At 68.5% G+C, this 13134-nt stretch carries 13 protein-coding genes; 4 read left to right on the forward strand and 9 right to left on the reverse strand.

Going from position 1 to position 13134, the window contains the following annotated elements; genetic code table 11:
• Nucleotides 1–544: 544 nt before the first annotated feature.
• Entirely contained in the window at nt 545–829 is a 285-nt protein-coding gene (locus VFW79_RS04225; protein ID WP_329676068.1) for an SHOCT domain-containing protein, read from the reverse strand.
• 13 nt (nt 830–842) lie between these two features.
• Complete coding sequence (locus VFW79_RS04230; protein WP_329676069.1) at nt 843–2249, reverse strand: radical SAM protein; 1407 nt, start codon at nt 2247–2249, stop codon at nt 843–845.
• Nucleotides 2250–2463: 214 nt separating this feature from the next.
• Between VFW79_RS04230 and VFW79_RS04235 the strand changes: the two genes are divergently transcribed.
• Together VFW79_RS04235 and VFW79_RS04240 are read left to right on the forward strand one after the other, a co-directional pair.
• Nucleotides 2464–2697, forward strand: coding sequence for a hypothetical protein (locus VFW79_RS04235; protein ID WP_329676070.1), 234 nt, complete (start codon nt 2464–2466; stop codon nt 2695–2697).
• Between the two features lie 231 nt (nt 2698–2928).
• Complete coding sequence (locus tag VFW79_RS04240; protein ID WP_329676071.1) at nt 2929–3165, forward strand: hypothetical protein; 237 nt, start codon at nt 2929–2931, stop codon at nt 3163–3165.
• Nucleotides 3166–3418: 253 nt separating this feature from the next.
• Here the strand turns inward: VFW79_RS04240 and VFW79_RS04245 are convergent, their stop codons facing one another.
• The 6 genes from VFW79_RS04245 to VFW79_RS04270 all read right to left on the reverse strand — a co-directional run bounded on the left by VFW79_RS04245 (nt 3419) and on the right by VFW79_RS04270 (nt 10270).
• Complete coding sequence (locus VFW79_RS04245) at nt 3419–4651, reverse strand: ADP-dependent glucokinase/phosphofructokinase (protein WP_329676072.1); 1233 nt, start codon at nt 4649–4651, stop codon at nt 3419–3421.
• A 14-nt stretch (nt 4652–4665) separates the two neighbouring features.
• Complete coding sequence (locus VFW79_RS04250) at nt 4666–5520, reverse strand: ketose-bisphosphate aldolase (protein ID WP_329676073.1); 855 nt, start codon at nt 5518–5520, stop codon at nt 4666–4668.
• Between the two features lie 54 nt (nt 5521–5574).
• The gene (locus tag VFW79_RS04255; protein ID WP_329676074.1) at nt 5575–6420 is read right to left on the reverse strand and encodes a carbohydrate ABC transporter permease; all 846 of its coding nucleotides are present in this window, start codon (nt 6418–6420) and stop codon (nt 5575–5577) included.
• Between the two features lies 1 nt (nt 6421).
• Entirely contained in the window at nt 6422–7378 is a 957-nt protein-coding gene (locus VFW79_RS04260; RefSeq protein ID WP_329676075.1) for a sugar ABC transporter permease, read from the reverse strand.
• Nucleotides 7379–7450: 72 nt separating this feature from the next.
• Complete coding sequence (locus tag VFW79_RS04265) at nt 7451–8758, reverse strand: sugar ABC transporter substrate-binding protein (RefSeq protein ID WP_329676076.1); 1308 nt, start codon at nt 8756–8758, stop codon at nt 7451–7453.
• A gap of 456 nt (nt 8759–9214) precedes the next feature.
• Nucleotides 9215–10270, reverse strand: coding sequence for a class I mannose-6-phosphate isomerase (locus tag VFW79_RS04270; protein ID WP_329676077.1), 1056 nt, complete (start codon nt 10268–10270; stop codon nt 9215–9217).
• 212 nt (nt 10271–10482) lie between these two features.
• Between VFW79_RS04270 and VFW79_RS04275 the strand changes: the two genes are divergently transcribed.
• Both VFW79_RS04275 and VFW79_RS04280 read left to right on the forward strand, forming a co-directional pair.
• Nucleotides 10483–11310 (forward strand): DeoR/GlpR family DNA-binding transcription regulator, encoded by an 828-nt coding sequence (locus VFW79_RS04275; RefSeq protein WP_329676078.1) that lies wholly within the window; start codon nt 10483–10485, stop codon nt 11308–11310.
• Nucleotides 11307–12287 (forward strand): aldose 1-epimerase, encoded by a 981-nt coding sequence (locus VFW79_RS04280; RefSeq protein ID WP_329676079.1) that lies wholly within the window; start codon nt 11307–11309, stop codon nt 12285–12287. The genes VFW79_RS04275 and VFW79_RS04280 overlap by 4 nt, the downstream gene beginning before the upstream one ends.
• A gap of 21 nt (nt 12288–12308) precedes the next feature.
• Here VFW79_RS04280 and VFW79_RS04285 read toward each other — a convergent pair.
• A partial coding sequence (locus VFW79_RS04285; protein ID WP_329676080.1) for an aspartate-semialdehyde dehydrogenase occupies nt 12309–13134 on the reverse strand: 826 nt, incomplete at its 5' end.

Raw genomic sequence — 13134 nt, forward strand, 5'->3', positions numbered from 1 at the left:
CTGGACGTCCTGTCCCGCGCGCGGCTCACCGCCGTCCCTGACCCGCAGGAGGTGAACCCACCCCAGCTCCCGGCGCTCAGCGCCTGCGAACCATCGAAGATCACGCGACAGCCGTCACACACCACGCCCGGGGACTTGACCGTTCGAGCGAGCGGTCGCGGCCACCGACGCCACCAACATTCGTGTCGTCATCCACTGACATCCGGCTGTCGCTCAACATCTGGAGTGATTGCCCACTTCAGGGGCTTGTGAGGGTGCCCGAAACGGGATCTTCGCGCCGACGAGACCGTGTGGCACCTCCGGGCCTCGCGCCGCGAGGCCGCTGGTGATTGGGTCCTCGACCCAGCGCGTCGCTCTCGGCGGCCAACCGTGCGGCTGTGGCCGCGTGTGAACGGTGCCCCGTACTCCAGACCCGTCTCAGTTTCGCGCTGACGACCGAGGGATCCTGGCGGTGTCTCACCGGTGGAGTGAAGCCACGCCCATCGACCGGCGGGCGCTGTCCAGCCGAGGCCGACGCGACATCGAGGACCGGCTAGCCCCGGCTTCAGTCGCCGAGCACGCGGACGCGCCGTCTGAACTCGTCGTCCTCGATCTCGCCGCGGGCGTACCGCTCGCGCAGGACGGCCACGGCCGGGTCCGGATCGCCAGGTGGGTGACCGACGGCGTGCCGCGGGCGGGAGCTCTCGTCCAGGACGCGCCGGAGCATACGCAGGGCGACCGGGATGGCGACGGCCCAGAACACCAGGTACGACGCCATGGAGAGGAGGCCGAGCGGCAGGGTGCTCCGCCGCTCCAGGAGCGCGCTGCTGGGTGCATAGAACGGGTGCACGGGTGCCCCTTCCTCAGGTCCCGTTCGGGGCGAGCCCGTCCCCGAGGGTGTCGATCGGACGTTCGGTCGCCCATCGCGCCACCTTCCAGACCCGCCCGCGACGAGCGTTCTCCGGTCTCGCCCAGAACCCGTGGCGGCCCGGCCGGTGGGCACCACCTGGGGAACGTTCGCGCAGCTCGGCGTGCTGCACCCCTGTCTCGGCCCGCTCGGCGCCGTGCTCGCGCAGCATCTCTCCCCACAGCGGCTCGATGAGCTGGTAGGTGACCATGCGCTCCAGGTCGTGGAAGGCGTCGAAACCGCGGGGAGTGAGGTGGAGCTCCTCGCCCCGGCGGGTGAGCAGTCCGCCACAGCGCAGCGGCGCGAGGCCGACCCTCGCGGCGACACCGACGGCGGGCCCGTACGCTTCGGCGAGCACTGCCGGCCGGACGCTCCCGGCGTACGCCTGCCAGAAGCTCTCGTAGCCCGCCCCTGCCCATCGCCCGAGGCGCAGCCGACGCGCGACCGGGAGGCGTCCGCTCTCGACCGCCGCCGCGTAGGTGCCGACCCCGAAGTGATTGACCAGGAAGTCGCGGCCGGTGACCGACGTCGCCCCTGCCCCCATGCCGAGGAAGCGCCGCCGGGTGATCGAGGTGTACGGCGCGCTCCCCCGACGGTTGAACGTCCAGACCGACCGCCGCTCGTACCCCATCCGTCCCGCCAGGTCGGTGGCCTCGGCGAGGGCGGCGTGCTCGCGCCGCCGCTGATGTGGCGCCCGCCCGAACGGGGCGTAGCCGAAACGCATGAGGGGATAGGTCGAAACCTGGTCGACACCGGCAGCGAAACAAGCCTCGACGTCCGCGAGGAACGCGCCGGGCGGCGATACGGCACCGAGCGCGTCCGCCTCGAGTTCGACGTCCACGATGAGATCGACGTCCACGCACCCGAACCTGCCGAGCGCGGCCTGTACGCCGCCCAGTGCCGTCGCGGCGTCGTGCGGACGCCCGAGCCGCCGCAGCACGCCGTCGTGGAAGGACTGCGCACCGATGCTCACCGCGGTGAACCCGATCTGGGCGAGGTGGTCGAGTCGCTCCGCCGTCGCATGGTTGGGCAGCACCTCCACGGCTCGCTCGCCGTCGCAGGGCAGGAGCGCGAGGAGGCTGGACAGCGCGTCCGGGTAGAGGGTCGGCGTGCCACCCCCGACGTACACCGACGTGAACGGGGTGCCGACGCGACGCCCGTAGGCGTCGGCCACAGCGTCGACCTCCTGGTGCAGCGCGGCGAAGTACCGGGCGGCCAGGTCCTCGCGGGCCTGGACCTTGTTGTACGGGCAGAACGGGCAGATCCACTCACAGAACGGGACGTGCAGGTACGCACCAGCCGGACCGTCGAGGAGTCCGACGACCCCACCAGCACCCGACAGGGTCCGGTGCCCGCCCTCCATGGGACCAGCATCCCGCAGACAGCCGTCCCCGCACCTCGACTTCCTTGACCTCAGGCCCCCACCGGAAGCCCGATGAGCCCCCAGACCAGCTTCCGATGCTCGCTGGCTGTCGCCAGGCGCCGGGCCGTCGGCGACCTCGGCGTCCGGATCGCTCGACACCGCATAGCGGTCGTGAAATGCCGGTCAGCAGCGGGTCGGCCCGTAGGCTCGGAGCATGGCCCGCCAGCGTCTGATCCGCGACGACGCGCCACTGCCGGACAACGCCATCCTCGTTCGAGTTCTGTTCGACGGATACGAGGACGGCTCCGCATTCGACCGGGCGACGCTGATCGCCGACGCAACTCTGAACTTCACCGAGTTCGGCTACCACGCCCTGTCGATGTGGGGTGCCGTGGGCACACAGTCGCTGGAGTCGGTGCTCGCCAGGAAGTGCCGGTTCTGCCGATGAGTCGCTCTGTACCGCGCCGCCGACCTTCGCGAGAAAGGCCTCGGCATCGTCCCGAGCGGCGCTGCGCCGCACTACGACGCGAGCGTCGGTGACGTGTACGGCCAGAGCTTCGGCAGTGTTCGGATCACAGCGTCCAGCGCCGGGGATCTCATCGACCGCTTCATCACCGCGACCTACACTGGGATGCAGAACGAGCACTTCACCCCACGACCGAGCTGAGGAGGCCAGGCCATGATCCAGATCGACATCGACGCCGACCTCATGCTGGTCGACGATGAGGACCGCTACATCGGGCATCTGCCCGCCGACCCGAGCCGTCTGCACGTCGGCGGTATCGCGATCGCGGGTCGCCCCGGCGGTTACACGTGGGCGCTCGTCGAGGAGATCACCGATACCGCGGTGTACTTCCGAGCCATCGAGGCGGACGAGGCGCGCAAGTACGGTCGACTCGAGCTCGCCGCTTCCTGACCGCTTCAGCCGGACCAGCCGCAGCCGCTCACCCCAGAATCACCCCGACGGCGCACCGGATGGTCCCTGAGGCACCTGGCGGACCCACGTGACCAGGGGAAACGCGCCACACGGCTCGTTCGGGACGAAGAGGTCGTGGGTTCAAATCCCGCCACCCCGACCGGTGAGTGAAGGCCCCGATCAGCACGTGTGCTGATCGGGGCCTTCGTCGTGCACGGTCCGAGCCGCAGGCCCGGGGCAGCGACCTCGTTTCCTAGTCGCCAAGGCGCAGCACGGACGCGGGTGCTCGCTCGGGCAAGCCGTCCAGCGCCAGCGCGGCGATGAAGCCCCCGACGAACGTGTCGCCCAGCCCGATCATCGTCGGGCTCGCGACGTCGATCACGAACGCGGGCAGGCACCGGACGCGGCCACCCATCGCCGGCTCGATCGCCCGGGCGAGCTCGGCACCCTCGGCGTTCACCCGGAAGGAGGCGACCGAGGCGTACTGCTCCTCGGTGAAGTTGTCGCCGTATGAGCACCGCGCGCTCGCCATCGTGATGCCGCCCGTGAGCGCCGACGTGTACGCGGCAGCGCCGTCACCGAGCGCGAGCGACCAGTGCTTGGTGTGGACCACCAGCGTGGGGGCCGGGATCAGCGCGGCGAGCTCGTCCAGCGCACGCGCCATCTCGTCGGGGTCCAGAAGGTCGAGAGGGCGGCCGAGATACGCCTGCATCTCGTCCTCGTTGAGGCTGTAGACGTCGACAGAGCCGACCAGCGCGTCCCGTACCTGCTGGCTCAGGCCGGGGATGTGATAGCCCGCATCCTCGTAGAACACGAGAGCACGCGGCGGCAGGTGCGTCATGTGCTCGCGCAGGCTGTCGAGACGCGCGGCCAGGACAGCCGGGTCCTGGATGACGTTGAACCCGGAGATCAGGAACACGCCAGCGGTGCTCAGGACCTCGGAGAGCTGGTCGCTGAGCACCAGCTCGCGGTTCGGCGGGTCGTTCGTGATGATCACCCGGTTGGGATACGGCGAGCACAGGTCGACGTCCCCCGACCGGATCCGCGCCCCCTGCGGGAACTGGACGATGAGGTGCGGGTCGGTCGTGTCCTCCACCGCGCTGCAGATGTAGGTGCAGCCGGGGGGCAGGAGCCGGCGGACGTTGTCGTCGATGCTCACGAGGTGCACGGTCGACCTCACACCGAGCACCTCCATCGCCATCGCGGCGCGGACCGGCGTGCCGCCCAGCGTGATGCGCTTGTCGAACCGCGCCGCGAACCGCTCGACGATGTCGGAGGAGGCGACGAAGCGCTCTCCTCCGACGCCGTCGCGGATGAAGCCGAGCAGCACCACGACGAGGTCACGCTCGCTGTCCAGCGGGATCGTCGTGGTCAGCTCGGACGCATGGATGTCGTATTCCTCGACGAGCCCCTCGATCACCGAGGAGTCCCACACGATCTCGTAGTCGACCGTCCCACCGAGCCCGAGGACCAGGTTCTCTGCCATGGTGCTGATCCGATTCAGTAGAGCGAGGCCTTGCCGGCGGCACCGAACAGGTCGATCTTCTGGGCTGCCGTGACCTTCATCGCGGCGATGCACGGCGGCTGGATCGAGTTCGGCTCCCGCAGACCCAGGTCGGCCAGCACCTCGCGCATCTTGTCGTGGTACGCCACCTTGATGTCGCTCGAGATGTTGATCTTGTTGACGCCGAGGGTGACCGACGTGCCGATCTCGTCGTCGGGGTTGTTGGAGCCGCCGTGCAGGACGAGCGGGATGCTCACCCGGGACTTGATCTCCTTGAGCAGGTCGAGCTTCAGCTCGGGCTTCATGGTCTTCGGGTAGATGCCGTGGCACGTCCCGATCGCGATGGCCAGGCTGTCCACCCCGGTGGCCTCGACGAACTTCACCGCGTTCTCGGGGTCGGTGTAGATGATCGTGGCAGCCCCGTCCTCGGCCTCGTCGTCCGTCTTGCCGATGGTGCCGAGCTCGCCCTCGACCGACAGGCCCACGGCGTGCGCCGTGTCGACGATCCGCTTGGTGATCGCGACGTTGTCGTCGAACGAGAGCATCGAGCCGTCGATCATGACCGACGTGAAGCCGCTCTGGATCGCGAGGAGAACCTGCTCGTAGCTGGCACCGTGGTCGAGGTGGATGCTCACCGGGACCGTGGACCGGTGGGCCCTGGAGATGATCGCCGGGAGCATGTCGACGCCGATGTGGCTCAGCTCGTCCGGGTGGATCGCGATGATGAGCGGCGCCCTCTTCTCCTCGCTGATCTCGAAGATGCCGTTCAGCATCGCGTAGTCGCTCACGTTGAACGCCGGGACCGCGAAGTTGTTGTCGTTCGCCACGGCCAGCAGGTCCTTGTTGTTCATCAGCATGACGGTACGTCTCCTTGAGTTGGTTGACACGATGAGAAAGGTTGCGACCTAGCCCTTCACCGACCCGGCCGTGAGGCCGCCGATGAAATAGCGCTGGAAGAAGAGGAAGAGGAGAAGCACGGGAACGGACCCGAGAATGCTCATCGCCATCATCTCGTTCCACATGTACGAGTGCTGCCCCATGAGCAGCTGGATACCGATGGGGACGGTCCGCATGTCGTCGGTGCGCGTGAGCGTCAGCGCGAACAGGTACTCGTTCCACGAGAGCATGAACGTGTAGATACCGACCGACACGATGCCGGGGACGGAGATCGGCACCAGCACACGCCACAGCGCGGTCAGCGAGCTCCCGCCGTCGAGCTTGACAGCTTCGTCGAGCTCTTTGGGCAGCGTATTGAAATAGCCCGTCATCATGATGATCGCGTAGGGCAGCGTGAACACCATGTACGTCAGGATCAACGCCGCATAGGTGTTGTAGAGGTGCAGTGCGACCATCAGCCCGAAGAACGGGATGAGCAGCGTGATCGGCGGCACGGCCTGGACGCTCACGATGATGACGTTGATGATCTTCTTGAACCGGAACTCGAAGCGGCTGAAGGCATAGGCGGCAAGAATCGCGACGAGCAGCGTCAGGAAGCACACCGACAACGAGACCACGTAGCTGTTGGTGAAGAAGCGCACCTTCACCGGGTCGGTGAGGATCGTCGAGTACGCGCCGAACGAGAAGTTCTTGGTGATGATCTTCGGCGGGTACGCGAAGATCTCCGAGTTCGACTTGAAGGAGCTCGCGGCCATCCAGAACACCGGGAAGCCGGCGTAGACGCCCCCGACGATCAACGCAAGGATCACTCCGGCCTTCGCGGCCAGCCGCCTCTGCTGCTTGGTGAGGTTCATGTCAGTCCCGCGCTCTCTGGTGCCGGACGTAGAAGAACGCGAGAACCATCGAGAAGAGGAGGACGATGACCGCGCTCGCCGAGGCCGTGGAGAACTCGTAGCTGCTGAAGGCGAGCTTGTAGGTATACGTGCTCAGCATCTCGGTGACGTGGATGGGACCGCCTCCGGTCGTCATCCAGATCAACGCGAACTGCTGCGTGGTGAAGATGATGTCCAGCATCGCCATCGAGATGATGATGGGCTTGAGCTGCGGGAGCGTCACGTTGACGAACTGCTGGACCGGGCTGGCGCCGTCCACCTTCGCGGCCTCGTAGAGCTCCTGCGGAATGCCCTGCAGGCCGGCCAGGAGGCTCACCATGTAGAACGGGTATCCCGACCAGATGTTGATGAAGGTCACGGCATACAGGGCGATGCCCGGCTCTCCGAGCCACGCGAGCTGCTTGCTCATCGGACCGAACGTCGTCAGCAGGTAGTTGATGACCCCGTTCGGGTCGAGCAGGAGGCGCCACAAGATGGCGATGATCGCCACGGTGAAGAGCCAGGGAAGGATGTACAGGGTCCGGAAGAGCGCCTTGGTCATGCGGCCGAGCAGCGGGGTGTTCAGCAGCATCGCGAACCCGAGGCCCAGCACGAGGTGGGCGACGACGCTGACTCCCGTGAAGAATGCCGTGTTCCGGGTCGCGGTCCAGAAGACCTTGTCGGAGAGCACCTTCGCGTACCGCTCAAGCCCCACGAACTGCGGGTGCTTGTTCATGATGACGTTGTCCATGACCGAGTAGTTGATGACCATGACGATCGGGATGAGCGTCAGGATGATCATCAGCACGGCGGTCGGGGAGATGAACGCGTAGGGGACGAGCTTCTGCCTGCGCCGCGCCCACGACGCGGCGCTGGCCGTCTGCGGGGTGGCGCGCGCGGTGAGCGGCGGCGCCTCCCGGACGACGGGCTTTGATTTCACGATGCGACCCTCCTTGGGCGAGGGCCGCGCCACAGACCTGCCGTGGCGCGGCCCTCACGGACCCTGAGCGGACTAGAACTCGCCGTTCCAGGCGTCCTGTGCTGCCTTGAGCGCCGCGTCGACCGACTGGCCACCCGTCAGCGTCTGCTGGAACTGCTCGTCGAACTGGCGCATCAGCTGCTCGGCCACCGGCAGACCGGTGAACTCGTTGGCCGGGTACCCGCTCTTGTAGATGTCGAAGGCCGCCTTGAACAGGGCGTCGCCCTCGACGTAGTCCGGGACGGACTTGGTGTTGCCGGGGAACGCGAAGGCCTTCGAGGCGAGCGTCGAGTTCGTCTTCTCGTTCATGAGGAAGCTCACGAGCTTGAACGCCTCGGCCTTGTGCTTCGAGTTGTCAGCGATGCCGATGCCCCACGAGGCGTAGGGGATGCCCCGCTTGCCCGTGTAGCCATCCTTGGCGGGGATCGCCGAGATGCTGAACTTAAGGTTCGCGTTGCTCTTGCGGATGAGGTTGATGTGAGCGAGCGAGTCGATCATCATGCCGACCCGGCCGTTCGTGAACGACTCGACCTTGTCCTGCTCCTTCATCGTCAACGCTCCGGGAGCGATGGAGCCGTCGTCGTACAGGCCCTTGACGTAGGTGACGGCGTCCTTGACGTCCGCGTTCGTCAGGTCAGGCTTGCCGTCCTTGAGCATGCTGCCGCCCGAGGCCCAGACCCACGACATGACGTCGTTCTGGATGCCGTTCGGGGCGTCGAGGGACAGGGGGAGGATCCAGCCCGAGTTGTTGTTGCCGAGCGCCGTGATCGACTTGGCGGCGGCAGCGAACTCCGTGCGGTTCGTCGGCGGCTTGGCGACGCCGGCCTGGGCCAGCAGGTCGTCGTTCGTGAACAGCGGATAGACGAAGTTGACGACGGGGATCATGTAGGTCTTGCCGGAGATCTTGATCTGGCTGGCCAGCTGGCTCTCGTCGTAGCTGGAGTCCTTCATGAGGGCGGAGAGGTCCGTGATCGCGCCCTGCTTGACGAAGTCACTGACCCACGCCCCGTCGAGGCCGACGACGTCGGACATCGTGCCCGCTGCTGCGCCGGCGACGACCTGCTCCTTGGTCGAGGCGTAGGGGCCGCTGAGGAGCTTGACCTTGATGCCGGGGTTCTCGGACTCGAACTGGTCCATCAAGCCGCGGAGTGCGCCGGCCGGGAGCTCGGGCTCCCACCACTGGGCGAACTCCAGTGTGACGTCGCCTCCGGCGGCCGCGCCCGCGGACGTTTCTGACGTGCTTGAGGTGCCTGCTCCACTGCACGCTGCGGTCAGCGCCAGTACCGCCACTGCGCCGACCAGGGGGAAGACCCGTCGTGCGAAATGAGCGTCGTTGCTCATGATTCTCCAATCAGAAACGTGCGTCTTCGCGCACTTCGTTGCGGCTTAATGCGAGTCCCTGCATGCTAGTGCGGCTGTCGTTCGATCGTCAAGGGTGTTCGGCGGACGTCTGGTCCCTGGTTGATCGCTCGATGCCAGGCAGGACTATCGCCCCAGGTCAGAGACCGGCTCCCGCATCCCTTCCCGGCCAGATCGCACGCGCTGTCGTCACTCGAGCCGGGAGCCGGTAGGCCAGTACGCGCACCAGTGCTCGCCCTGCTGCCGGTTATTCACGGCGAATCGGGCAACTAGCCCGCGCGTCTCGATGCCCTGATCTGCGCTTTTGTGCGCTCCGCACCGATCGCGCTCCGGGGAATCCCCGCTGACAGGACCCCGGACCGAACCGTTCCCCGCTGGCGCGACGCACCGCCGCGCCAGCGCGGGACGCGCCTCGACGAGGCGCCTCGACGGCGAACGTCACGATGCCCCGGCACGGCCCGCGCCGAAGGCGAGCCCCCTCAGGTCCGGTGAACCCTCGAGTCGGAGCGGCCCTGCTGCGGCCGGAACCGCGAGGGTGACGCCCTGGGCGACCGCGATGCTCTGCCCGCCCGAGGACGCGACGGGGGCGAGGCGCCCGCTGCCGGAGACGACCACCAGCGTCCGGTACTCCCGAGGCAGGATCGAGCCCGGTCCGACGAGCGTCGCCGAGAAGAACTCCTGGGACTCCGACGGGAGGAGCGCGCTGTCCACGGGCTCGTCCAGGGCGCCGCGACCGACGAGCCCGTCCACGTCCTGGTCCGACATCTTGCGCAGGCTGACGCACCCGAGTGCGGTCTCGGCGTCGAGTCCGAGGAAGGCCCCCGCACCGCTGTCGAGGAAGTCCTTCCACTCGAGCAGGACCGAGAGGTCGGCCGGCTGCTGGACCTCCACGAGGAGGATGCCCGCACCGATCGCGTGCGCGGTGCCGGGCGGCACGTAGACGCTGTCACCAGGCGCAACGGTCACGGCGTGCATCGTGCCGAGCATCGCACCGACGTCCTGCTGATCCACCCACCGCGTGAGCTCGGCGCGGTCGATGTCGCGGGTCCAGCCGACGTGGACCTGACCGTCGGCGGGCGCCTCGAGGATGAACCACGCCTCGGCCTTGCCGTGGGGTCCGACGTCGAGGGCTCGTGCATGCTCGTCGCTGGGGTGGACGTGGACGGGCAGACGCTGACCGGCGTCGAGCAGCTTCACCAGCGGCACCCGGAGCTCCGGGGACGGCACGTGCGCCTGTCCGAGCCAGGACACCGGATCCGCCCGGACCTCGTCGCGCAGCGCGCTCCCCGTGTCGAGGATCGTCAGCCCGTGGGTCTCCTCGCCGAAGCGCGTCACGGTCGATGCCACCCAGTCCTCGGGCCTGTCGGACACGTCGGTGGTCACACCGCGGAACCGGTCGATCCGGCCTGCCCCGCGATAGAACGTGGGCGGGGAGTTCCTTCCGAGCACCGCGGGGCTCACGGTCGGGCTGCCGGGTCGGGCTTCGTGGTCCACGCTGACCTCCAGGTGCCGCGGGGCTGCCGACGACGCCGCAGCGCGTGTGCCGGTCGACGCCCCGCACGAGTGGGATGCAGGCAGGTGCCCGCCGTCTGAGTGAACACCGCACAAGACCGCACAACAAGGCTTATAGTTGCACCGTCTGGTTCGGCAACAGCAGCATGGCTCACTCCACTACCGTGGCAAGCCCTCGTCACCCAAGGGGTCACATGTCATCTCCGAAGCGCGCCCCCCGCCTACCGGCGCGGCGCAAGGATGAGCTCGCTGCCTACGTCAACGAGGTCGGCGAGATCACGGTCAGCGCCCTCGCCGAGCAGTTCGACGTCTCGATGGACACCGCGCGACGCGACCTGGACGAGCTGGCTGCGAGCGGCCTCCTCAAGCGCACCCACGGCGGGGCGGTCAGGATCACCCCCCTCTCCCGGGCGGAGACACCGTTCGCCGACCGGAGGCGGCTCCACGGCCGTGGCAAGCATCTGATGGGTCAGCTCGCTGCGACCCTGATCGAGGACGGCCAGACGATCCTGCTGAACGCCGGCACCACGACGCTCTCCGTGCTCCCGTACCTGGCGGGACGGCGCAACCTCACGATCGTGACCAACAACCTCGAGGCGCCCGCCGCGGTCCCCCGGGAGTGCGCGCGTGACGTGTACCTGCTGGGCGGCAGCGTCCGGCCCGGTTCCCAGGGCACGGTGGGTCCGGTGGAGTTTCCCGGGACGAACGGCAACCACTCCCACCGGATCCGGGCAGACATCGCCCTGATCAGCGTGGGCGGTGTCGTCGCGGAGCTGGGGTTCTCCACGAGCAGCCTGCAGGAGGCCCGGATGATGTTCGAGATGATGGGGTCGTCCCGTCGCGTCGTGGTCCTGGCCGACAGCTCCAAGTTCGGTCGGAGCACGTTCGCCCAGGTGGCCGAGCTCTCGGCGGCCGACGTCCTGGTGACCGACGCGCCTGTCCCCGAACGCATCGCCGAAGCACTCGCGACCGCGCAGGTCACGGTCATGGTCGCTGGCGAGACATCGGCCGACGCCGAGTGACACAGCCGGTGGTGACGTCGGGCTGGTTCGGGGACGAGCCGACGGTCAGCCTGCGGCACGGGACGTCACTGCTCGTGGTCGCACTCCGCGGGGCGACGATCCTCCGGTGGGTCCTCGACCTGGGCGACGGGCCCGTCGACCTCCTCGACGGCTACCGCGACGCCGACGAGCTGCGGTCGCAGGACGGCATCCGGAACGGCATCATGGCGCCGTTCTGCGATCGCGTCGCGGGCGCGGCCTACGTGTTCGACGGGCAGGACCACGACCTCCTGCCCGGCAGCACGTCGCGCCTCGTCTATCACGGGCTGGTCCGGTCGATGCCGTTCACCCTGGACCTCGTGGACGCGGACGACGACGGCCTCGCGGCCACGTTCCGCTGCCACGGCCTGACCGAGGCGCCCCAGCCCGGATACCCGTTCCCGGTCGACGTCGACGTCACCTACCGGCTCGGTCCTGCCTCCCTCGGGGTGCAGATCGACGGTCACAACACGGGGACGGTGCCCGCTCCGTTCGCGTCCGGCTGGCACCCGTACTTCCGCCTCCCCGGCGCGGCCACGGTCGACGAGCTCGAGCTCCGGGTTGCCGCCACGACTCGCGTCGAGACCGATGCGGACCTCATCCCGCTCCCCGGTCCGGACGCCTACGCGGCCGTCGCCCCCGACGAGGCCCGGTGGCGACCGGTCGGTGACGCGGTCCTCGATGTCGGCTACCTCGCCGGCGGGCCGGCCGTCGTGCGCAGCCCGTCGAGCGGCGTCGAGCTGACGCTGACGCAGAGTGCGGGCCTCGTCCACGTGTTCACCGGCGACACGATCTCGCGCGACCGACGTCGAGCGATCGCCGTCGAGCCCGTCGAGACCTTGACGGACGCGTTCAACCGCCCGGACTGCTCGGCGGCCGTCCGGCTGGGACCCGGCGCCCGGCGGACGTTCGGTGCCACGGTGACCGTGACCCGCGCCGCGCCGGCCGTCGCCGGCTGACTGTCCACGCCTCGCGCGCGCCTACACGCGGGAGGCGAGCTCCGCGGCGACCAGCTCGGCGACCTGGACCGCGTTGAGCGCGGCACCCTTGCGCAGGTTGTCGTTGCTGATGAACAGCGCGAGGCCACGGCCGTCCGGGACGCCCGGGTCCTGACGCAGCCGGCCGACGAGCGACGGGTCGATGCCGGCAGCCTGCAGCGGCGTCGGGACGTCGACGAGCCGGACCCCGGGTGCGTCCGCGAGCAGCTCGGTCGCGCGCTCGACGGACAGCGGCCGGGCGAACTCGGCGTTGACCGACAGCGAGTGACCGGTGAACACCGGGACGCGCACGCACGTGCCCGAGACGAGCAGCTCGGGGATGCCGAGGATCTTGCGCGACTCGTTGCGGAGCTTCTGCTCTTCGTCGGTCTCGTGCGAGCCGTCGTCGACCAGGTTGCCCGCGAGTGCGATGACGTTGAACGCGATCGGGGCGACGTACTTGACCGGGGCCGGGAAGTCCACGGCTCCGCCGTCGTGCACGAGGCCGAGCGTGTCCCCGCCGACGACGGCGCGGACCTGGGAGTCGAGCTCGGTCGCGCCCGCGAGGCCGCTGCCCGAGACCGCCTGGTACGTCGAGACGATGAGGCGTTCGAGGCCCGCCTCCTCGTGGAGGACCTTCAGCACGGGCATCGCGGCCATCGTGGTGCAGTTCGGGTTCGCGATGATCCCCTTGCGGGCCTCGCGGATCGCCTCGGGGTTGACCTCGGAGACGACGAGCGGCACGTCGGGGTCCATGCGCCACGCCGAGGAGTTGTCGATGACGATCGCGCCCGCCGCGGCGAACCGGGGCGCCTGGACCTTCGAGGTC

The organism is Cellulomonas sp., from assembly GCF_036279715.1.
Lineage (GTDB): Bacteria > Actinomycetota > Actinomycetes > Actinomycetales > Cellulomonadaceae > Cellulomonas_A.

Excerpts from the sequence above, each read along its gene's own strand:
- VFW79_RS04235 (WP_329676070.1), top strand. The coding sequence starts at position 2,464 with ATGGCCCGCCAGCGTCTGATCCGCGACGACGCGCCACTGCCGGACAAC.
- VFW79_RS04240 (WP_329676071.1), top strand. The coding sequence starts at position 2,929 with ATGATCCAGATCGACATCGACGCCGACCTCATGCTGGTCGACGATGAG.
- VFW79_RS04275 (WP_329676078.1), top strand. The coding sequence starts at position 10,483 with ATGTCATCTCCGAAGCGCGCCCCCCGCCTACCGGCGCGGCGCAAGGAT.
- VFW79_RS04255 (WP_329676074.1), bottom strand. The coding sequence starts at position 6,420 with ATGAACCTCACCAAGCAGCAGAGGCGGCTGGCCGCGAAGGCCGGAGTG.
- VFW79_RS04265 (WP_329676076.1), bottom strand. The coding sequence starts at position 8,758 with ATGAGCAACGACGCTCATTTCGCACGACGGGTCTTCCCCCTGGTCGGC.
- VFW79_RS04245 (WP_329676072.1), bottom strand. The coding sequence starts at position 4,651 with ATGGCAGAGAACCTGGTCCTCGGGCTCGGTGGGACGGTCGACTACGAG.
- VFW79_RS04230 (WP_329676069.1), bottom strand. The coding sequence starts at position 2,249 with ATGGAGGGCGGGCACCGGACCCTGTCGGGTGCTGGTGGGGTCGTCGGA.
- VFW79_RS04250 (WP_329676073.1), bottom strand. The coding sequence starts at position 5,520 with ATGAACAACAAGGACCTGCTGGCCGTGGCGAACGACAACAACTTCGCG.